Origin of the sequence: Paraniabella ginsengisoli (assembly GCF_022513635.1) — a bacterium.
GTDB classification, from domain to species: domain Bacteria; phylum Bacteroidota; class Bacteroidia; order Chitinophagales; family Chitinophagaceae; genus Niabella; species Niabella ginsengisoli.
The window spans coordinates 373,101-391,461 of the sequence record NZ_JAKWBL010000004.1 but is presented as its reverse complement, the minus strand read 5'-3'; the positions used below and the strand labels follow the sequence as shown (position 1 = coordinate 391,461).

Below are 18,361 nucleotides of genomic sequence, written 5' to 3'. Positions count from 1 at the left end.
CTGACCCTAAATATTATGCAATAATCGGCGTATCTAACTCTTTTAGCGAGTTTTGAATTTCTGCATCAGTTAGCTCATGTCTTACAATTTTGCCTTCAAAATAATCCTGATAGGCTTTCATATCAAAATTGCCGTGACCGCAAAGGTTGAATAAGATCGTTTCGCTTTTACCCTCTCGCTTACAACGTTCAGCCTCTTTAATTGCTGTTGCAATACCGTGTGTAGCTTCGGGTGCAGGTATAATGCCTTCTGCTTTTGCAAACTTAACTCCCGCTTCAAAAACTTCTATATTATCGTGTGCGCTGGCTTCAATCAATCCATCTTTTAATAACTGGCTAACGATAGCGCCAGCCCCATGATATCGCAAACCACCTGCATGAATAGGTGCCGGCACAAAATTGTGGCCTAAAGTGTACATAGGCAATAAGGGCGTCATGCCAACAGTATCTCCAAAATCATATCTGAACACACCACGTGTTAATTTAGGACAAGAAGTTGGCTCGCTGGCAATACAGCGAATTTTTTTCCTTCTTCCAGATTCAGACGTAGAAACGGAAACGTGATTCCTGCAAAATTTGATCCGCCACCAAATGGAGCAATGATCACATCTGGCATATCTCCGGCCTTTTCCATTTGCTTCATCGCTTCCAGTCCGATGATGGTTTGATGTAGCAAAACGTGATTCAACACACTACCCAATGCATATTTGGTGTCTTCGCGTTGCGCTGCCATTTCAACCGCTTCCGAAATGGCAATACCCAATGAACCGGGACTATTCGGGTCCTGGGCCAAAATTTTTCTACCAGCCTCAGTTTGATTGCTGGGAGAAGGGATCACTTTTGCTCCCCAGGTATTCATCATAATTTTTCTATACGGCTTATGCTCAAACGAAAGTTTAACCATATACACTTCGCACTCAATATCAAAAAGGTTGCAGGCAAAGCTCAATGCGCTTCCCCATTGCCCGGCTCCGGTTTCCGTAGTAATGCGCTTTACGCCTTCTTTCATATTGTAGTAAGCCTGCGGCACAGCCGTGTTTGGCTTGTGATCCGGCCGGACTTACCCCTTCGTATTTATAATAAATCTTTGCCGGAGTGTCCAGCACTTTTTCTAATTCGTATGCGCGATACACCGGCGTTGGCCTCCACAAACTATAAATATTGCGCACTTCATCCGGAATGGTGATCCATTTTTCCGTTGACACTTCTTGCTTGATAAGTTCTTGCGGAAATAGCGGCGCCAGTGCTTCCGGCCCAATGGGCTCCTTTGTGCCAGGATGTAACGGCGGTAACGGTTTGTTGGGCATGTCGGCAACAATATTGTACCATTGTTCAGGAATTTCCTGTTCGGAAAGGGTAATTTTTCTTGTTTTAATCATAAGAAATCGTTTTGTATGTCTTTCAAACTTACGTGAATATTTTTATTGTTCAGGCAGTAAACATGTGGCATCTTTGTTGCGTCGCACTTTTTTTTGTGGTGCTTATGGCATCCTTTATAAACGATGTAACCAGCGTATCTGGTCCGAACGTCCCAGTCTGGCGAGATCCGCCGATGTCATTCAATTGTACTGAAATATTTAGACATATATTGAAGTACTGTTTTAAATTCGCCACATATTTTTTCAATTATGCCGGAAGAAAAATCAGTGTATATATTGTCGACCAGCGTTGTTTCGCCGCAGGCATCATTTGAAGAGATGATGAAAGAGCCTGCAAATTATAATGGTGATAAACTTACTTGCATAGAGCCCGACTACACTAAATATGTAGATGCAAAACTCATTAGAAGGATGAGCCGCATCATAAAAATGGGCGTGGCTGCGGCTTCCGAAGCATTAGCGCAAGCCGATGTACAAATGCCTGATGCTATTATTACAGGTACGGCGTATGGTTGCTTAACCGATACCGACCAATTTTTAACAAGAATGGTTGAGTTTAAGGAAACGCTATTATCGCCTACGGCGTTCATTCAATCAACACACAATACTGTTGCCGCGCAAATAGCCTTGATGCTTAAATGCCACAATTATAATAATACTTATGTACATCGCGGATCTTCTTTTGAAGCTGCGTTGACAGATGCCGTTTCTTTGCTTGAAGAAGGCGAAGCTAAAAATGTTTTAATAGGAGCTGCTGATGAAATTACTGATAAGAGCCATGCTATCCTAAAACGCTTTGGTTTATATAAAACGGAAGGAGAAAGCCTTTCGCTTATTGATAGCAATACAAAAGGAACCATGGCCGGAGATGGATCTGCTTTTTTGTAATAAGCGCTCAACAAAATGATGCGTTGGCTCAGCTAACTGCTTTTAGTACTTATTATAAACCAGCGCAGGACACTGCGGTATTAGTGAAAGAGTTTTTAGCAGAGAATAATATTTCTGTTTCCGGTATTGATCTTGTTATTACGGGAAGTAACGGTGACAGCAGAGAAGACGGGCATTACAGCCAATTAACTGACAATTTGTTTAGTAAAAATCTGGTTACAACATACAAACAATATTGCGGGGAATATCCTACTTCCATTGGGTTTGCTTTATGGGTGGCGAGTAATATTTTAAAGGAGGGTTCGTTTAAAAACAAACCGGTGAAGAAGCTCCTGATCTATAACAATTACATGCTTCAATATCCTTCAGTTTATCTACTGTCGGCATGTTAAACTTTAAAAACACGAATATTGTTTTTGCAATGGCGCTTGCAGGGCTTATTGTATTTGATGTATTGTATAATTTGCCAACATATTCCTACATTCTACTCGCTATTGCCTACTCGCTTCTTCTTTTCTACGGCAGCTATTTTGTGCAGTCTCAGTTTTATATGAAAACAGTATGTGATGTTGATATGAAAGAAAAGAAAATTGCTATTACTTTTGATGACGGTCCTCAGCAAAATTTCACACCACATATTTTAGATATACTTAAGGAGGCTGATGTAAAAGCTACTTTCTTCTGTATTGGAAAAAATGCCGAAGCAAATAAAAACTTGCTAAAGCAGATCTATAACGAAGGCCACACAATCGGTTCTCACAGCTACACTCATGGGTTTTGGTTCGATCTGCTTTCTGCAAAGGCTATGCATAAAGATTTGCAACAATTGCATGAATTTGTGAAAGATGAGTTAGGCATAGAGATAAAATGGTTTAGGCCTCCCTATGGTGTAACTACCCCTAACCTTAAAATTGCAGTTGACAAAATGAATTATACAGCCATTGGTTGGAATGTCAGATCCATGGACACTGTTAGTAAGAATGAAGTAGAGCTATTGAAAAAGTTAAAACGTTCGTTAAAGCCAGGAGGTATCTTTTTATTTCACGATACGGCAGCAATTACAGTGCGTGTTTTACCGGAATTTATAAATTATGCTGGGCAACAAGGTTATGAAATTGAGCCATTAAATAAACTATTAAACGTATCACCGTATGCTGATAGATAATTTATACACAATTGAGCAATTTGACAATGCTAATGAAAAATTGACTGCCACCATTATTATTGATGAAGGGCATAAAATATTTGAAGGCCATTTTCCCGGGCAGCCTGTATTGCCGGGGGTTTGCCAGCTACAGATAGTTAAAGAACTTTTAGAAAAGGGGCTGAACAAAACCCTTTTTTTATCTGAAGCCAGTCAATGTAAGTTTTTGCAGATGGTAGACCCAACTGTTACAAAAAAATATTGATTGCTATTGATCACACTTTACAAGATGGCTTGATAGACTGCAACGCAGTATTAAAATCAGAAGAAATAATTTTCTTAAAAATGAAGGGAAGATTTTCTGTTGTTGAATAGAGGCCAGAAACGATGAAGAATGCAATTCTTACATGAAGTCAGGATCAACTGCAATAAAATTGATGATGTATAATCGGAACGATAAACCGAGCGTGGCAACGAAGATGATAGTAGTACTGTTGCTGGGTCAATAATAAACCTATCTTTTTATACCGCCAATTAAATGCACCACCATATTATCTTCCATTTCCTGCGCAGTATGTGTTTTGGCGCTACGTTGCCAAAATTCCAGTCCACGAACGGAAGATAAAATATTTAATACCACCACATAGGGCATTAAAGACTTTAGCTCACCTTTTTGAATACCTGATTCTACTATAGCTTCCATCCTCCTTACATAATCGCGGCGATTAGTAGCAAAGCGTAACAATTTGTCGCCATCCAAATGCATCCACTGGCTTACCATTACAGAGTATTCTTCAAATCGGTTCATCATCATTTTGGTATGGAAACGAATCAGCGATTCTATTTTTTCCAAAGCGGTACTTTTTGACTTTTCGAGATTGTCTAAATGAAGTTGACACTCATCGGAAACACCATCAATGATTTCTTCCAGTATCTGAGCTTTTGATTGTATATGATTGTATAGGCTGGCTGCTTCAATACCAATTTTTTCGGCCAGATCGCGCATTGAACTTGCGGCAAACCCTTTCTCACGGAACATTGCCGCAGCAGTTTTGAGGATGAGTTCCTTTTTAGCAGATTTTTTGCGAGCCATCGTACCCATGCGCCAAAGCTATGTTTTTTATATTAATTCTTATAATAAAGTGACTACAGATGTACCATCGCTTTTATCACGCCGGTTTTAGGGTCCAGCCACGATTCAAAATTGTCTTTTATTTCTTCAAAATCAACCGTATGGGTAATATAAGTTTTTGGATTTACCTGTCCGGCCTTCATGCTTTTAATAACATGTTCAAAATCTTCGCGCGTAGCATTTCTGCTGCTCATCAAAGTGGTTTCTCGTTTGTGAAATTCTGGATGACTGAATGAAAAAGGTTCTTTTTGTAAGCCTATCAGCACATAATTTCCACCGTGAGCAAGGTAATTTATAGCATTATTAATGGCTCTTAAATTTCCAGTTGCATCTATCACAGCCGTAGGCATATCTCCATCCGTTATAGATTTTAGCTGTTCTGCTACGTTACTATCCATTGCATTTACAGTAGCGTGAATGTTTAGATGGTCTTTACAAAACTGCAGGCGCTGTTCATTTACATCTAGCGTAATTACTTTGGCTCCTGCAATGCGGGCAAACTCCATGGTGCCCAGGCCAATCGGCCCAGCGCCGATCACTAAAACGAACTCGCCGTGTTTTACATCGGCTCGACTTACGCCATGCGCACCAATGGCTAAAGGCTCTACAAGTGCCAGTTCGTCAAAACTCAATCCTTCACCATGCAATAAATATTTTGAAGGAACTGAAATATACTCTTTCATCCCCCATCGATATGTACGCCAAATACTTTAATATCTGTGCAGCAGTTAGGTTTACCTCTTCTACAGGCAATACAAGTGCCGCAACTGAAATAGGGAATAACAGATACCGATTCGCCTTTGCTAAAGCCGGGAGCATTATCAAAGTCCACTAATTCGCCAGAAAGCTCGTGTCCCAATATTCTCGGGTAGTTAAAAAAGGGTTGAGTTCCTTCATATGCATGAAGGTCGGTACCACAAATTCCAATTCGTTTTATTTTTATAAGGGCATGATCTTTCTCAACAGTAGGAGCCGGGATCTCTTTATATTCAAACTGGCCAGGTAGTGTACATACTAATGTTTTCATCTTTTAAATGTTCTATAAGTGCGGATAATTTTTGTCGATCAATCCTTCTTCTTTCATGCGTTGCCAAAATGCGGGAGGGATATTTGCATTGGCCATTTCTATATTATGCCGCACCCGTTTAGGATTGCTGCTATTTAAGGCAATGCTTTTAATGCCAGGTACATGTAATCCAAAATAGATCGCGGCTGCAGGCGGTTCAATATTATACTCAATACAGATTTGGTTGAATTTATCCCGCCATTCGTAATACTTTTTGTGTTCCGGATTTTCCCTGCTCAATTCTGTGTAATTAAAAAAGTCGCTGCCCATTAGGAAGCCGCCATGAAATACCGCAGAATTGATAATAGTAATATTTTGTTTATGAAGAGATGCTACAAAATCAACCAACTCTTTTGGATGGTTATAGATGGTATAGCTGTTTGCAATCATTACCCAATCAAGCTTTACATCTTTCGATATTTTTTCGATAGACTTCCAATCTTTAGCTCCGATACCAACGCCAGCAACTACACCTTTGCTTTTTAGATCAGCAAGCGCTCTGTATGCTTCTAATATATCATCGTATCTTTTTTGGTAGTCATTATCGTCTTTTGCGGCAGCCAGATACTCATCCGGGTCGTGTACGGATGCAAATTGAGAATCATATTCGCCCAACAATTCATTGCCATTCTCAAAGCAATTTAATATTCCTTCATAACTGATCTTTTGCTCTGCATCGTATTTTAAGTTGTGCCATACACCGGGTTCAAAAGTTGGTTCCGGCGTAGTTAACGGTTTTCTTACCCAGGCCAGTTTGTTACTGATCAATACCTCATCTTTTTTAATACCCAACTCTTTAAGGCATTGTCCTAAAACTTCAAGAGCCAGTCCTGCACCGTATTTGCCAGCGCTGTCAAACATCGGCGTGCCGGGGCTAGCGTCAATATATTCTTTTACTATCGCCATTTTTTCGGGAAAGGGCATTTCTTTATAAATATTCCCTAATGAAGTTGTTCCCGATATGACCTTTGGTCGTTCTAATTGCATATTTCTATTTAACTAAATTATAAAATCAGGTAAATTGCCGATGTTAATAAGGGGCATAAAGATAATCTCAATATTGAATTGACAGCAACAAAAAATTAAAAGAGTTTTATAACAAATCCGTTTGTAAATTGCTTTAAGGATTGATTGCGTCAATAAGCCACCTGCATTTATTTTAACCTCAGTAAAAAATAACCATGCCGCGAAAATTTTTCTTTCTTTTTTTAATGTGCTTTAGTCTGTCTGCATTATATGCACAGTCGTTAAGTCAGTATGAAAAGCATTCTTATATAAAAGATAACGATACCTTGCCTTACAGGCTATTGTTGCCTGAAGGATATGACGCTTCAAAAAGTATCCATTAATTGTTTTTCTTCATGGCGCAGGCGAGCGCGGTAACGATAATGAAAAGCAATTAACCCATGGTGGTAAATTATTTCTTGAGGAAAAAAACCGGGACCAACATCCCGCCATTGTTGTTTTTCCGCAATGTAGCCAATCGTCATTTTGGAGCAACGTGAAAGTAAAAGGAACAGGAGCCGAGAGGCTTTTTGATTTTGCAGATGGTGGCACACCAACAGTTCCTATGCAGTTAGTGATAGACCTTACAAAAGAAATACTTGCAAAATATAGTGTTCGAAAAAATCAAGTGTATGTGATGGGGTTAAGCATGGGAGGAATGGGCACATTCGAACTTGTTAACAGAATGCCTGAAACGTTTGCCGCAGCAGTGCCTATTTGCGGAGGCGCTAACATCAGCACTGCTAAAAACCTGAAGAGTGTTAAATGGTGGGTTTTTCACGGAGCAAAAGATGATGTAGTATTACCCAGGTATTCAGAAGAAATGGTTGCTGCGATGAAAAAGAATAATGTGGATGTTAAGTTTACATTATTTCCAGACGCGAACCATAACAGCTGGGATCCTGCATTTGCACAGCCCGAATTGTTGAATTGGATGTTTGCACAAAAGCGAAAAACTAAGAGTTGATAGCGTTTTATTAAGAGCATATTAAATTATACAAATAGCCTTTTCAATAACCTAAAAAGATGTTATTTTAGTTACATCTTAAAAACTTTTTTAAGTAAATTTGTTATAACTCTAAACCGGTATATATTTTGCTCTACATCAATACCTGTTTCAAAAAACGTATTGCATTGTTGTCGTAATTAATTAGTTAAGGATAAATTTTAATGGAAATGAAGAAGTGTACTTTTGGCTTAATTGGATTGATGATACTTGGTGTGGCTGCTACAACAGTAGCATGTAAGGTGCGCGATAAAAAGTCGCAACGCAGGCTTTTCCAGGCTTCTGAAGAAGGATATGAAATTGCGCATGATATTATTTATCCGGATAATCATTCATCGAAGCGTAGAAAATTACGTTATGGACCTGTCTACTAAATACCGGTAATGTGTTAATCCATTTTTACTGTTCAATAAATTAATCAATAGAAAATAAGTCCTGCGTCATTTTATTTGGCATAGCCTTCTCTTAACATAATCGATCTTACTTTTGTGATTAATGCGTAAACTTTTGCAATACTTACTTCGACGGCCTATTTTATGGCTGTCAGAAAAGTTTGCATCGCGGCCCGACAAAGAAAAAATTTACGATGCGCTAACCAAGCTTTATAATAGCATTATTAAAGAACCCGGAAAGAAAGGGGAGGTATTCTCTTTTGAAGATTTTGACGGAAAATTCATAATTTTTTCGGATCAGCATAAAGGAAACCGTAATGGTGCTGATGATTTTGCCGTTGCAGAAGCCAGTTATCTTGCAGCGTTGGAGTATTATTCACAAAATAATTTTTGCCTTGTAGGCCTGGGCGACAGTGAAGAGCTTTGGGAAAATATGTTCTGGCAGGTTAAAAAAGCTTATCGTGACACTTTCGACATAGAGCGCAAATTTTTGTCAAGAGGCGCGTTTATAAAAATTTTTGGTAATCACGATCTGTATTGGGCCAATGATCCGCTGGCATCTTTAGAGCTTGAAAATATTTATAAGCAAAAAATAAAAGTGCATGAAGGCGCTATTTTGACTACCACCATAAATGGAAAACCGCTACAGATACTTTGCACCCATGGCCATCAGGGAGATGCAAACAGCGATGGTAATTGGTTTACAAAATTTTTGATTGCAAGAATATGGGCACCGCTACAAGCCTACTTGCTTATAAATCCAAACGAGCCGTCAAATAATATTTATAAGAAGACCGTGCATAATGAAATTATGTACGAATGGAGCGCTACTCAAAAAAACCTGTTGCTAATTACCGGGCATACACATCAACCTGTTTTCGAATCCCTCACGCATATAGAACGCTTACACAGGCAAAGAAAATTGGCCGAAACAAATAAGGATGAAAAACTGCTGGCGAAAATCAATGATGAAGTTAAAACCTATCAAAAGCGATTTGATACATTAAACGAAGATTATTCGCAAATTAAACCCACCTACTTTAATACGGGTTGTTGTTGTTTTTCCGACGGCGATATAACAGGGATAGAAATAGAAAACGGTTTTATACGCCTTATAAAATGGCAGCATAAAACCGATAAACCTTCCAGAATCGTATTGGAAGAAAAATTACTGACAGAGCTAATGTAGCAATTTATTTACCAAGAAATTTTGCCAATGATTTTCCTGCTTTTGCGTAGGCTTCTGAAATTCTCCAACTTGTATCAAAATCATACCCCATTGCATCACGTCCAGGCGATTTCTCCACATCAATTGTTGCAACAATATTATTTCTGTTAGCGGTTTCTGCTATTGTAACAGTGGCATTGATGTACGCGTTTTTTCTTACTACACCTACATTAAATCCCGGCTCAATAAAGGTAGTAGCAAATACCAGCGTGTATTTCGCATCCTTACTATTTTTCAGATCTGATTTTTCCAAAAACTGTTCAATAAACTGTGGCTCAAAAGCCCGATTTCGGTCGCTTTTCCAGTCTTCAGCCCATTTGTCGCCTTTTCCAGCTTCCTTTTTATTATACTCTTCTTTCTTTTTGGCAATATATTCTTCTTCATTTTTGAATTTGCCAACACTTACATTATCATAAGAAAACTCAATATTGACAGATGTTTCATTACTTAAAACTTTCTTGTCTCCGTCGTTAAGTTTTATTTTTTGAGCATTAACTACTGTTGTTGCGATCATCAAAATCACAAAAATAAAAAGGCTGTTAGTTCTCATAATCAGTATTTGGTGTTTAAAATTATTTAGCAATATACATAAAACTATGTTGTTTTCCCTGATACTGATTATACATAATCACATGATCTATTTGAGTAAGGTTGTGCTCGTATTTATACAAATGATCGGGAAGTGATTGCTGCTGGATAGCCTGGCAAGCAAGCCACAATGCAAACGCAGAAGCAGTTGGGTATTCTCCTGTAAGGTGTTTAAAACGAACAACTGGAATGGATGATCCAATTGCATATTCGCAGGTAGCATATAAAGGCAAAAAGCGTTGGTCTCCGTTCTCACCACTAATCAACAATGTGTTATTCATCTCAGGAACAGCATCTGCGATAAATTTTTTGAAACGGGATTCTACTTCAGATTTATCTGTGCTTTGAAATATTTCTATTGCTGCAATTTTCGCTATTGCTTCTTCAGCGTTATTATTTACCAAAAACATCGCAGCGCCTTCACCAGCGATCGTTGCGTTGGACGCCACTGTGTATAATTCGGTATTTGACTTTGTTTTATCATACCAGCCAGCTAAAAGATCAATATTGTAATTATAAGACGATATTTCATCCACACCGCCAAGTAAGTAAGACGATCCAGGGTTTTCGCCGATCAGCATTTGTGCATCAATCACTGCATTTTCAAAAGCCAAACCATTATGTACATGCGTGGCATTGTAACTTCTGTTCTTTGTTATAAGGCTTAGCTGTCCGGCAATGGCATTAGGCGTGCTTTGCACAAAATTAGCAGGCGTTAATAAGCCTTCATCATAATCTATGATCTGGTTTAGAAATTTAATACAATCCTCCATGCCTCCGTTGGCTGTTCCAATAACGATGCCGTCCACTTCATTATTTTTGATTAATGGTAAACCCGCTCCAATACCCATTCTCACTGCTTTGCTCATGCGGCGCAACATGCCGGGCGGAACTCCTTCAAGCATGGGCTCTATGGCGAGTAATTTTCCATCAACAGATGGAGTTATATTATCTAAGCCTATATCATCATTTGTTTGCTGTGGAGAAATACAGATATGTTGATGGAGATGCATTTTTAGTTGTTAGATGACGGGATTAAGTTGACAGGAGTAACAATAAATCCTCTTTTCTAAGTTTAGGAAAAAACCTTAATCACTCATGCTTTGAAAATATCAAAGATGTGCAATTGCCTCCGAAGCCAAATGAATTGGACATTATATGGCGAAGCTCGCTTTTTTATATTGCCGTACCGGTTTAAGTTTGGTGGCTTCTATTTCATACTCAAAGTTTAACGAACCATATACTTCCTGATGCTGAAGGCTGAGAATACTGTATACTGCTTCTACTGCGCCTGCTGCACCTAATGTATGGCCCGTATATGATTTTGTACTGGCAAAAGCCGGAGGGTTTTCAAATAATTTTAGCATGGCAACGCTTTCTGTTTCGTCATTATTTTCAGTAGCAGTACCATGTGCATTTATAAAGTTTATATCAGCAGGTGCTAAACCAGCGCTTTGAAGCGCGCGTTTCATACTAAGAAAAGGTCCATCGCCTTCTGCGGAAGTAGATGAAGGATGAAAAGCATCATTGCTGTTACCATAGCCGGTTACTTCTGCATATATTTTTTTGCCTAAAGCATCTTCTTCTTTTTCCAACACAAGAAATGCGGCACCCTCACCCAGGTTCAAGCCCTTTCTTTTTGCATCAAAAGGCCTGCATGGTTCATCAGACAAGATCATTAATGCATTAAATCCGTTGACCGTATATTTCGATAAGCTATCAACTCCACCAACTATAGCTTTTTTGGCAAGGCCATTTTTTATAAGTCTTGCGCCATACATAATCGAATTTGCTGATGAAGAGCAGGCCGTATTAAATGTATTGATAGCTCCTCCAATTTTGAAATGTTCTTGTACAAAATTGGTATTAGCGCTATTGGAGTAAGATTGCAAGTATGGAGAACCATTGTAGTCTGATGCATTAGCATCAGCATACATTTCATCCGTAAGACACATACCGCCTACTGTGCTTGCGCCAATCAGCGCAGTTTGGCTATCTTGCAAGTCTATTTCAGAAAGTTGTGCATCAGTAATTGCTTGTTGTGCGCTATAAAGTGCTAAGAGGTCGGTTCTTGTAGCAATACTACTTTGAATATTCAGCTTTTTAGCTAAATCGTTAGTAGCTGTTTTAATTTCTGCAAACGGAAGCTTATCTATGTATTTACTATTGAAAAACGCAGCCTTGTCAATGCCGCTTTTGGCCTGTACCAGGGAGTTGCGGTTTCATCAGCATTATTTCCAATGGCAGTAATAATACCAATACCGGTTACTACTATTCGGCTCACGAAATAAATTTATTTTGTGCGATGTTCCTCAATGTAATCTACCATTGTGTTTACGTTTGTCAATATTTTTCTGCCCTCTTTCGGGTCTTGTATATTGATACCGTACTCACGGGAAAGCATTACAATAAGTTCAATAGAATCGATAGAATCCAAACCAAGGCCTTCTCCAAATAAAGGCTCATCATCTTTAATATCAGCAGGGCTTACGGTATTGAGGTTTAAAAACTTTACAATTTGCTCCTTAACCTGCTGCTTCAGCGCTTCTTTTTCCATGTTACCTTTTTAAAAGCATTAAGGTTCAAAAATAACAACTTCGCCACAAATTTGTCAATTTATTATCTCCCGTATGTACTGAATTTGTTTGATTAGAATGTTGTAAAAAAGAGGCCATTTAACTTTATTAGTATCTCATAAACAACTATCAAGTAATTTTGTTTTTCTAAAAAGGATCAACGTGCGTAAAAAACAATTTATTATATCATTTTTTTCGGGGTGCTCTCTCTTATTTTTTATGGGATAGCTTCCTGGTTCATACCAAGTTTTAACGACAGAAAGCTGGAGCCTATAAGTAAAGTTGCTCCATTCAAATTTACTGATCAGAACGGAAATGCATTTACCAACCATGATGTGGACGGTAAAGTATATGTTGCTGAATTCTTTTTTACAACCTGCCCGGGTATTTGTCCTATGATGAATGATAACATGAGGCAGGTGTACGCAAAATTTAAGAACGAGCCGGACTTTCGAATATTATCTTATACCTGCGATCCCAAAACAGATTCAGCGGCCAGATTGAAAGTTTACGCCGACTCTATGCAGGTAAATACGCAAAAATGGGTTTTTCTTACTGGTAGAAAAGATAGTCTTTACAATATGGCGAGGCTAAGTTATTCTATTGATGACCCGGCAAATAACCTTACTAATAAAGAGGATGATTTTTTGCATACGCAATACTGGGCGCTTGTAAACAGAAAAGGGGAAGTGATAAAAATTTGTGATGGGCTAAAACAAAAAGAAATAAAAAAACTTATTGAAGACATAGAAAAGGAACTAAAAAGCTCTTAACGATGAAAAATGTTACTTCAATACTGAAGGAAAATAATTTAAGTGTTACTGCTGGCAGACAGAAGATCTTGCAACTTTTCTTAAACAGCGGCGGAGCATTAGCGCATGCTGATATTGAAAAGAATGCAGGAGCGCATTTTGATCGGGTTACCATTTATCGCACTTTGCAGGCTTTTGTAGAAAAAGGGCTGGTTCATACTATACCTTCCTCCGACAATTCAATCAAGTATGCTTTGTGCAAAAACGATTGCAAGGAAGGCCATCATCATGATCATCATGTTCATTTTGTATGTAATATTTGTGACAAAACTTATTGCCTCGATAATGTGGTAACTCCCAGCGTTAATTTACCAGAAGGATATCAATCCGTTGAACTTGATGTGGTTGCGAAAGGGGTGTGTAAAAACTGTCGAAACACGCATAAAAAAAGCCCTGATGTAGAAACATCAGGACTTTTGATTAATGTTTTGATTAGATACTAAGGTAGAATCTTTCTACACAAAATCCAAAAAATATCTTTTTGCAAGCCTCAAAAAAACTGTTATTCTTTTTTACCACCAACCAATGAGTAAAGAATAGAAGACCCTATTGATAATAAAATACTGAAAGCCAATGCCCACCAAAATCCGTCTACATAAACGCCTTTAAATAAATTGGCTGCTAATAACACCATAAATGCGTTGATCACTAACAAAAAAATTCCTAAAGTTAATACCGTAACCGGAATGGTCAGAATTACAAGTATGGGTTTCACAACAGCGTTCAATAATGCCAATACCAAGGCAAAAAGTGCGGCGGTTTTTATATCTACAATCCTAACTCCGCTTAAAATATTTTGAAGTAAATACGCAATGAGGCCGGTTATGAGGACTTTGAGGATAAAATTCATTTGGCGTTCAATTTAATAAGTTCAAATTGGTAATGGTCAGCTAAATTAGTACATTATTACATTATCTTCATTTTTTCGATCGTATAAACTTACTACGTTTAAATATTGTGATTACAAATACATTTGCATATGCGGCGAAAGATCATATATATTGTTAACCCGGTATCGGGCACAAGCGCGAAAGATAGCGTGCAAAATACGATCGCTGCAGAAACATTAAAATCAGGCATTCCTTTCCAGTTTTTTCCTTCTGTTGCGGATGGTAATTATTCTTTTTTGGAAGAAATTATATTGACTGACAAAATAACCGATATTATAATTGTAGGTGGAGATGGTACCGTAAGCCAGGTAGTAGATAGTCTTGCAAAAATGCCTGTACAGTTTGGAATTATACCTGGCGGATCTGGCAATGGACTTGCATTTGGAGCTGGTATATCCAAAACTCCAAAGAAGGCGCTCGAAATTATTTTTAAAAACCATACGCAGCGTATTGATGGTTTCAGGGTCAATAAAAGATTTGCATGTATGCTTTGTGGTATTGGTTTTGATGCGCAGGTGGCGCATGATTTTGCTAAGGCGGACCAGCGCGGATTGTCGACTTATGTAAAAAAAGTTTTCAGCAATTTTTTTACTGCTAAATCTTACTCCTTTAAAATAAAACTGAATAATAAAACGTTTACTACCGAAGCGTACTTTATAAGTATTGCCAACAGCAATCAATTTGGAAACAATTTTACGATTGCCCCTAAGGCCAGCCTAAGTGATGGTAACATTGATGTGGTGATTGTTACTGATCAATCAAAACTCACCATGTTGTACAATACCATGATGCAGGTGGGCGGTCTGAACAGCTTGCAGAAGAAGGAAAACATAAATGAAAATAAAAGCGTTATATATTTTCAAACAAGCGAAATAAGTATCAGCAACTACAATGAGGCTCCACTACATATTGATGGAGAACCTGTTGAAACAGAAAAAAATTACATATTGTTGTAGAGCCAAGTTGTTTTAAATTGCTTACACCAGAAAAGTGATCGTTAATGCCTGAAGTATTCAAACTACATAACTTTTATAAACCAGATATTGTTGATGCCGGCTGCGACGAGGCGGGCCGTGGCTGTTATGCAGGGCCTGTATTTGCAGCGGCAGTCGTGTTGCCTGCCAATTTTCATCATCCTTTGTTGAATGATAGCAAGCAAGTGGCTGCACAGGTAAGGGAAGAATTAAGAAATTACATTCAGCAAACTGCCTTATCTTATTGCGTTGCAATGGTTGATGTTGAAGAAATAGATTCAATCAATATATTAAAAGCGTCTCAAAAAGCCATGCACCTGGCACTTGACGGATTGCCATTAAGGCCCGAATTTATTTCGGTGGATGGTAATTACTTTTTATCCTACAAAAATGTTCCGCATCAATGTATTATCAAAGGCGATGGACAGTATGCTCACATTGCCGCAGCAAGTATATTGGCAAAAACTTATCGGGATGATTACATGCGCCGTCTGCATCGTGAGTTTCCTCAATATAACTGGCATTCAAATAAAGGTTATGGAACGCTGGAGCATCGGTTAGCCATTGAAAGCCATGGAATATGTATGCATCATCGTAAAAGCTTCAAAATAACCTCTCCTCAACTTACTTTTTTAATTAATTACCTACTGGTTTTCCGGTATTTTATACCTATTTAAGGGTATGCATTGCGTTACGGCAAAATATTTGTTTATTTTTATATACAACAAAAAATAAACTGATGAAAAAGCTTTTACTGATTGCAGCTTTTGGTTTAGCAATTAATGCGGGTAACATTCAGGCCCAAACTTCAAATAAAAAAGAAACTAAAGAAGAAAAAGAAAAGCCTGCAAAGAAAAAGGAAACATCCGAAGAGCGGGTTGAACGAAAGAAAGAAGATATGCGCAGATTTGGACGATCGCAACGAGACTTTTGGAAAGGTGAACATGAAAAGAGAGTTGCAGAAAAGAGGAGCTGAAGATAAGGGTGAAAAAGTAGAGCGAAGCGGACCTCCAAAACCACCCAATCCGTTTAAAAAGAAGAAAAAAGAAGACGGCGACGAGGATTCCAAGTCTGATAAAGCAGCAAATGTAAAAGAAGAGAAACAACATGACGGTCCACCAAAACCGCCAAACCCGTTTAAAAAGAAGAAAAAAGAAGTTGAAGAAGAATAATAAATTCCATTTATCCGATCCCGCCATTGGCGGGATTTTTTTAACCTTTAACCATATCATGCATCGGTAAAATGTTAAATTAATAGTGTGGTTTGCTTAATGGCACATCATTTGAAAAGTATGCAAGAATTAGTCTTTAGTTTGAGACTTAATTTTTGAATAAAAATATAAGCACATGAAAAAGTTAGTTCTGATCTTGTCGATCATATTATTTTCGTTGAGTAGTGGCGATGCTTTCTCTCAGCCTACTCCTCCCCGGCCACCGAAGCCGCCACACCTTACAAAACATCTTCCTAAAAAGAAATATGTAAAACATCCCAAGCATACAAAGCATTACGCAAAAAGCCGTTATAGGAAAGCGCCTACATTTCCGCGTCCCCCAGCGCCCAGGCATCCTCCTTTACCGCCGCACCCACCTTTGCCCCCACGCCCATAATTTTCATATAAATAACTTAACATCGGTATATATGCCGGTGTTTTTTTATTTTTATTGAATGAGATATCTTCTGTTGTGTCTACTCGCTCTTTCAATAACTGGTGCATTTACTAATGCACAACCTAATATTGTGCTGATCATTTCCGATGATCATGCTTATCAAGCCATAAGTGCTTATGGCAATTCTATTGTACATACGCCTTCCATAGATAGAATTGCCAGCGAAGGCGCTCTATTCCAAAAAGCATATGTAGCTAACTCTATTTGCGGCCCCAGTCGCGCAAGTATTTTAACAGGAAAATACAGCCACGCAAATGGCTTTAAGGATAATCGCTCCACATTTGATTTCAACCAAAATAATTTTGCCAAAGTATTGCAACAAGCCGGATATCAAACAGCCTGGATCGGAAAAATGCACTTGGGAGAAAACACACCACAAGGGTTTGATTATTATAGCATCTTACCAGGTCAAGGTCAATATTACAATCCCGATTTTTTGCAGACAGGAAATGTTCGCAAAAGGTATGAGGGATATGTAACAAATATTATTGAAGATGTTGCCGAAGACTGGATGGATAAGAGAAACAAACAAAAGCCATTTTGCCTGGTAATTGGCCATAAAGCAACACACAGAACCTGGATGCCTGACACAGAAGATCTCGGGCGATTTGACAGTATAAACGTCCCGTTGCCATCCACTTTTTATGATGACTATGCAACACGTAAAGCTGCTGCAGTTCAGGATATGACGATTGAAAAAACCATGCGCATGGCGTATGACCTGAAAGTACAGGACGAAAAGGAAGAAGCTGCATTTACCAAAAGGATGACCCAGGAGCAAAGGAGCCGCTGGAATGCCTATTATGAAAAGATCAACAAAGAGTTTAAAGAAAAAAAGTTAACGGGAAAAGCATTAACAGAATGGAAGTTTCAGCGCTATATGAGAGATTATTTGTCAACAGCCGCTTCGCTGGACAGGAATATTGGAAGAACATTGGATTACCTTGATAAAAATAATTTAACTGAAAATACGATTGTTATTTATATGTCGGATCAGGGATTTTATATGGGCGAGCATGGGTGGTTTGATAAAAGATTTATGTACGAACCCTCCTTCAGAACACCAATGGCGGCAAGATATCCGAGTGTTATTAAGCCGGGATCGGTCTTTAACCAATCCGTTATGAATATAGATATTGCACCCACCTTATTAGAGTTGGCTAATGCAAAAGTTCCGGAAGATGTACAGGGGCAATCGTTTTTTTCGGTATTAAAAGGCAAGCCATCACATCAGCGGGAAGCTATGTACTATCATTATTATGAAAAAGGAGAGCATTCCGTTTCACCACATTTTGGAATTAAAACCGCACGCTATAAATTGATCAGGTTTTACGATAAAGTAAATGCCTGGGAACTTTTTGATCTCGAAAAAGACCCCGATGAATTGCACAATATTTACAATGAAAAGACATCAACACCCATTATAAAAAACTCAAAGCAGACTTGCACGCTCTTATTCAAAAATATAAGGATACAGAAGCAGAAGTTATATTCAACAAACAAATGTAAACGCTTATATATTGAGAACCTTTGCCGAAGGCAAACTTTGCGATCCTTTGTTTGCGAAGAGCATGAATTATCCCTTTGCGCTCTTTGCGTGAAAGCATTTTGATT

At 38.4% G+C, this 18,361-nt stretch carries 28 protein-coding genes; 15 read left to right on the top strand and 13 right to left on the bottom strand.

Features of this window, described 5'->3' with window-relative positions; translation table 11 throughout:
- Positions 1–13: 13 nt before the first annotated feature.
- The 3 genes from MKP09_RS26640 to MKP09_RS19130 are packed head-to-tail and all read right to left on the bottom strand — an operon-like array spanning position 14 to position 1,378.
- Complete coding sequence (locus MKP09_RS26640) at positions 14–469, bottom strand: hypothetical protein (RefSeq protein WP_394801105.1); 456 nt, start codon at positions 467–469, stop codon at positions 14–16.
- Positions 470–477: 8 nt separating this feature from the next.
- Positions 478–1,008, bottom strand: coding sequence for a pyridoxal-phosphate dependent enzyme (locus tag MKP09_RS26635; protein WP_262915521.1), 531 nt, complete (start codon positions 1,006–1,008; stop codon positions 478–480).
- Complete coding sequence (locus MKP09_RS19130) at positions 923–1,378, bottom strand: hypothetical protein (protein ID WP_240831904.1); 456 nt, start codon at positions 1,376–1,378, stop codon at positions 923–925. Before MKP09_RS19130 ends, MKP09_RS26635 begins: the two co-directional genes overlap by 86 nt.
- A gap of 249 nt (positions 1,379–1,627) precedes the next feature.
- Here MKP09_RS19130 and MKP09_RS19125 point away from each other — a divergent pair, with 249 nt between their 5' ends.
- The 4 genes from MKP09_RS19125 to MKP09_RS19110 are packed head-to-tail and all read left to right on the top strand — an operon-like array spanning position 1,628 to position 3,675.
- Positions 1,628–2,266 carry a beta-ketoacyl synthase chain length factor gene (locus MKP09_RS19125; protein WP_240831903.1) on the top strand — a complete coding sequence of 213 codons (639 nt, stop codon included), beginning with the start codon at positions 1,628–1,630 and terminating at the stop codon, positions 2,264–2,266.
- Positions 2,267–2,289: 23 nt separating this feature from the next.
- On the top strand, positions 2,290–2,658 hold the full coding sequence (locus MKP09_RS19120; RefSeq protein ID WP_240831902.1) for a hypothetical protein: 369 nt from the start codon (positions 2,290–2,292) through the stop codon (positions 2,656–2,658).
- Entirely contained in the window at positions 2,652–3,431 is a 780-nt protein-coding gene (locus MKP09_RS19115; RefSeq protein WP_240831901.1) for a polysaccharide deacetylase family protein, read from the top strand. The genes MKP09_RS19120 and MKP09_RS19115 overlap by 7 nt, the downstream gene beginning before the upstream one ends.
- Positions 3,418–3,675, top strand: coding sequence for an ApeI family dehydratase (locus MKP09_RS19110; protein WP_240831900.1), 258 nt, complete (start codon positions 3,418–3,420; stop codon positions 3,673–3,675). Before MKP09_RS19115 ends, MKP09_RS19110 begins: the two co-directional genes overlap by 14 nt.
- Positions 3,676–3,924: 249 nt before the next feature.
- On the opposite strand, the gene MKP09_RS19105 is transcribed toward MKP09_RS19110, so the two are convergent.
- The 4 genes from MKP09_RS19105 to MKP09_RS19090 are packed head-to-tail and all read right to left on the bottom strand — an operon-like array spanning position 3,925 to position 6,595.
- Entirely contained in the window at positions 3,925–4,512 is a 588-nt protein-coding gene (locus tag MKP09_RS19105; protein WP_240831899.1) for a TetR/AcrR family transcriptional regulator, read from the bottom strand.
- A 44-nt stretch (positions 4,513–4,556) separates the two neighbouring features.
- Entirely contained in the window at positions 4,557–5,225 is a 669-nt protein-coding gene (locus MKP09_RS19100; protein WP_240831898.1) for a zinc-binding dehydrogenase, read from the bottom strand.
- Positions 5,222–5,569, bottom strand: coding sequence for an alcohol dehydrogenase catalytic domain-containing protein (locus tag MKP09_RS19095; RefSeq protein ID WP_240831897.1), 348 nt, complete (start codon positions 5,567–5,569; stop codon positions 5,222–5,224). Before MKP09_RS19095 ends, MKP09_RS19100 begins: the two co-directional genes overlap by 4 nt.
- Before the next feature lie 12 nt (positions 5,570–5,581).
- Positions 5,582–6,595, bottom strand: a complete 1,014-nt coding sequence (locus MKP09_RS19090; protein WP_240831896.1) for an aldo/keto reductase — start codon at positions 6,593–6,595, stop codon at positions 5,582–5,584.
- 361 nt (positions 6,596–6,956) lie between these two features.
- On the opposite strand from MKP09_RS19090, the gene MKP09_RS19085 reads away from it, so the two are divergent.
- From MKP09_RS19085 to MKP09_RS19075, 3 genes are all read left to right on the top strand, one after another.
- The gene (locus MKP09_RS19085) at positions 6,957–7,580 is read left to right on the top strand and encodes a carboxylesterase family protein (protein WP_240833326.1); all 624 of its coding nucleotides are present in this window, start codon (positions 6,957–6,959) and stop codon (positions 7,578–7,580) included.
- Positions 7,581–7,789: 209 nt separating this feature from the next.
- Positions 7,790–7,993 (top strand): hypothetical protein, encoded by a 204-nt coding sequence (locus tag MKP09_RS19080; RefSeq protein ID WP_240831895.1) that lies wholly within the window; start codon positions 7,790–7,792, stop codon positions 7,991–7,993.
- 121 nt (positions 7,994–8,114) lie between these two features.
- Complete coding sequence (locus tag MKP09_RS19075) at positions 8,115–9,200, top strand: metallophosphoesterase (RefSeq protein ID WP_240831894.1); 1,086 nt, start codon at positions 8,115–8,117, stop codon at positions 9,198–9,200.
- 4 nt (positions 9,201–9,204) lie between these two features.
- On the opposite strand, the gene MKP09_RS19070 is transcribed toward MKP09_RS19075, so the two are convergent.
- From MKP09_RS19070 to MKP09_RS19055, 5 genes are all read right to left on the bottom strand, one after another.
- Positions 9,205–9,789 (bottom strand): hypothetical protein, encoded by a 585-nt coding sequence (locus tag MKP09_RS19070; protein ID WP_240831893.1) that lies wholly within the window; start codon positions 9,787–9,789, stop codon positions 9,205–9,207.
- A gap of 22 nt (positions 9,790–9,811) precedes the next feature.
- Positions 9,812–10,840 carry a beta-ketoacyl synthase chain length factor gene (locus MKP09_RS19065; RefSeq protein WP_240831892.1) on the bottom strand — a complete coding sequence of 343 codons (1,029 nt, stop codon included), beginning with the start codon at positions 10,838–10,840 and terminating at the stop codon, positions 9,812–9,814.
- A 141-nt stretch (positions 10,841–10,981) separates the two neighbouring features.
- On the bottom strand, positions 10,982–11,836 hold the full coding sequence (locus MKP09_RS19060) for a beta-ketoacyl-[acyl-carrier-protein] synthase family protein (RefSeq protein WP_240833324.1): 855 nt from the start codon (positions 11,834–11,836) through the stop codon (positions 10,982–10,984).
- A 143-nt stretch (positions 11,837–11,979) separates the two neighbouring features.
- Positions 11,980–12,111 carry a hypothetical protein gene (locus MKP09_RS26630; RefSeq protein ID WP_262915520.1) on the bottom strand — a complete coding sequence of 44 codons (132 nt, stop codon included), beginning with the start codon at positions 12,109–12,111 and terminating at the stop codon, positions 11,980–11,982.
- 9 nt (positions 12,112–12,120) lie between these two features.
- Complete coding sequence (locus MKP09_RS19055) at positions 12,121–12,384, bottom strand: phosphopantetheine-binding protein (protein ID WP_240831891.1); 264 nt, start codon at positions 12,382–12,384, stop codon at positions 12,121–12,123.
- Between the two features lie 219 nt (positions 12,385–12,603).
- Between MKP09_RS19055 and MKP09_RS19050 the strand changes: the two genes are divergently transcribed.
- Together MKP09_RS19050 and MKP09_RS19045 are read left to right on the top strand one after the other, a co-directional pair.
- Positions 12,604–13,176: an SCO family protein gene (locus tag MKP09_RS19050; protein WP_240831890.1), complete on the top strand. Its 573-nt coding sequence runs from the start codon at positions 12,604–12,606 to the stop codon at positions 13,174–13,176.
- A gap of 2 nt (positions 13,177–13,178) precedes the next feature.
- Entirely contained in the window at positions 13,179–13,658 is a 480-nt protein-coding gene (locus tag MKP09_RS19045) for a Fur family transcriptional regulator (RefSeq protein ID WP_240831889.1), read from the top strand.
- Between the two features lie 59 nt (positions 13,659–13,717).
- On the opposite strand, the gene MKP09_RS19040 is transcribed toward MKP09_RS19045, so the two are convergent.
- A complete protein-coding gene (locus tag MKP09_RS19040; protein ID WP_240831888.1) occupies positions 13,718–14,065 on the bottom strand; it encodes a phage holin family protein in 348 nt (115 codons plus the stop codon).
- 129 nt (positions 14,066–14,194) lie between these two features.
- Between MKP09_RS19040 and MKP09_RS19035 the strand changes: the two genes are divergently transcribed.
- The 6 genes from MKP09_RS19035 (at position 14,195) to MKP09_RS19010 (ending at position 18,359) form a co-directional block, all read left to right on the top strand.
- Positions 14,195–15,061, top strand: coding sequence for a diacylglycerol/lipid kinase family protein (locus MKP09_RS19035; RefSeq protein WP_240831887.1), 867 nt, complete (start codon positions 14,195–14,197; stop codon positions 15,059–15,061).
- A gap of 44 nt (positions 15,062–15,105) precedes the next feature.
- Positions 15,106–15,756 carry a ribonuclease HII gene (rnhB, locus tag MKP09_RS19030; RefSeq protein ID WP_240831886.1) on the top strand — a complete coding sequence of 217 codons (651 nt, stop codon included), beginning with the start codon at positions 15,106–15,108 and terminating at the stop codon, positions 15,754–15,756.
- Positions 15,757–15,818: 62 nt separating this feature from the next.
- Positions 15,819–16,055 (top strand): hypothetical protein, encoded by a 237-nt coding sequence (locus tag MKP09_RS19025; protein WP_240831885.1) that lies wholly within the window; start codon positions 15,819–15,821, stop codon positions 16,053–16,055.
- On the top strand, positions 16,024–16,251 hold the full coding sequence (locus MKP09_RS19020) for a hypothetical protein (RefSeq protein WP_240831884.1): 228 nt from the start codon (positions 16,024–16,026) through the stop codon (positions 16,249–16,251). Before MKP09_RS19025 ends, MKP09_RS19020 begins: the two co-directional genes overlap by 32 nt.
- Before the next feature lie 175 nt (positions 16,252–16,426).
- Positions 16,427–16,687 carry a hypothetical protein gene (locus MKP09_RS19015; RefSeq protein ID WP_240831883.1) on the top strand — a complete coding sequence of 87 codons (261 nt, stop codon included), beginning with the start codon at positions 16,427–16,429 and terminating at the stop codon, positions 16,685–16,687.
- A 58-nt stretch (positions 16,688–16,745) separates the two neighbouring features.
- Positions 16,746–18,359 carry a sulfatase family protein gene (locus tag MKP09_RS19010; protein WP_240831882.1) on the top strand — a complete coding sequence of 538 codons (1,614 nt, stop codon included), beginning with the start codon at positions 16,746–16,748 and terminating at the stop codon, positions 18,357–18,359.
- Positions 18,360–18,361: the final 2 nt, after the last annotated feature.

Excerpts from the sequence above, each read along its gene's own strand:
- MKP09_RS26635 (WP_262915521.1), bottom strand. The coding sequence starts at position 1,008 with ATGAAAGAAGGCGTAAAGCGCATTACTACGGAAACCGGAGCCGGGCAA.
- MKP09_RS19130 (WP_240831904.1), bottom strand. The coding sequence starts at position 1,378 with ATGATTAAAACAAGAAAAATTACCCTTTCCGAACAGGAAATTCCTGAA.
- MKP09_RS19125 (WP_240831903.1), top strand. The coding sequence starts at position 1,628 with ATGCCGGAAGAAAAATCAGTGTATATATTGTCGACCAGCGTTGTTTCG.
- MKP09_RS19115 (WP_240831901.1), top strand. The coding sequence starts at position 2,652 with ATGTTAAACTTTAAAAACACGAATATTGTTTTTGCAATGGCGCTTGCA.
- MKP09_RS19110 (WP_240831900.1), top strand. The coding sequence starts at position 3,418 with ATGCTGATAGATAATTTATACACAATTGAGCAATTTGACAATGCTAAT.
- MKP09_RS19105 (WP_240831899.1), bottom strand. The coding sequence starts at position 4,512 with ATGGGTACGATGGCTCGCAAAAAATCTGCTAAAAAGGAACTCATCCTC.
- MKP09_RS19100 (WP_240831898.1), bottom strand. The coding sequence starts at position 5,225 with ATGAAAGAGTATATTTCAGTTCCTTCAAAATATTTATTGCATGGTGAA.
- MKP09_RS19095 (WP_240831897.1), bottom strand. The coding sequence starts at position 5,569 with ATGAAAACATTAGTATGTACACTACCTGGCCAGTTTGAATATAAAGAG.
- MKP09_RS19090 (WP_240831896.1), bottom strand. The coding sequence starts at position 6,595 with ATGCAATTAGAACGACCAAAGGTCATATCGGGAACAACTTCATTAGGG.
- MKP09_RS19080 (WP_240831895.1), top strand. The coding sequence starts at position 7,790 with ATGAAGAAGTGTACTTTTGGCTTAATTGGATTGATGATACTTGGTGTG.
- MKP09_RS19075 (WP_240831894.1), top strand. The coding sequence starts at position 8,115 with ATGCGTAAACTTTTGCAATACTTACTTCGACGGCCTATTTTATGGCTG.
- MKP09_RS19070 (WP_240831893.1), bottom strand. The coding sequence starts at position 9,789 with ATGAGAACTAACAGCCTTTTTATTTTTGTGATTTTGATGATCGCAACA.
- MKP09_RS19065 (WP_240831892.1), bottom strand. The coding sequence starts at position 10,840 with ATGCATCTCCATCAACATATCTGTATTTCTCCACAGCAAACAAATGAT.
- MKP09_RS19055 (WP_240831891.1), bottom strand. The coding sequence starts at position 12,384 with ATGGAAAAAGAAGCGCTGAAGCAGCAGGTTAAGGAGCAAATTGTAAAG.
- MKP09_RS19045 (WP_240831889.1), top strand. The coding sequence starts at position 13,179 with ATGAAAAATGTTACTTCAATACTGAAGGAAAATAATTTAAGTGTTACT.
- MKP09_RS19040 (WP_240831888.1), bottom strand. The coding sequence starts at position 14,065 with ATGAATTTTATCCTCAAAGTCCTCATAACCGGCCTCATTGCGTATTTA.
- MKP09_RS19035 (WP_240831887.1), top strand. The coding sequence starts at position 14,195 with ATGCGGCGAAAGATCATATATATTGTTAACCCGGTATCGGGCACAAGC.
- rnhB (WP_240831886.1), top strand. The coding sequence starts at position 15,106 with ATGCCTGAAGTATTCAAACTACATAACTTTTATAAACCAGATATTGTT.
- MKP09_RS19025 (WP_240831885.1), top strand. The coding sequence starts at position 15,819 with ATGAAAAAGCTTTTACTGATTGCAGCTTTTGGTTTAGCAATTAATGCG.
- MKP09_RS19020 (WP_240831884.1), top strand. The coding sequence starts at position 16,024 with ATGAAAAGAGAGTTGCAGAAAAGAGGAGCTGAAGATAAGGGTGAAAAA.
- MKP09_RS19015 (WP_240831883.1), top strand. The coding sequence starts at position 16,427 with ATGAAAAAGTTAGTTCTGATCTTGTCGATCATATTATTTTCGTTGAGT.
- MKP09_RS19010 (WP_240831882.1), top strand. The coding sequence starts at position 16,746 with ATGAGATATCTTCTGTTGTGTCTACTCGCTCTTTCAATAACTGGTGCA.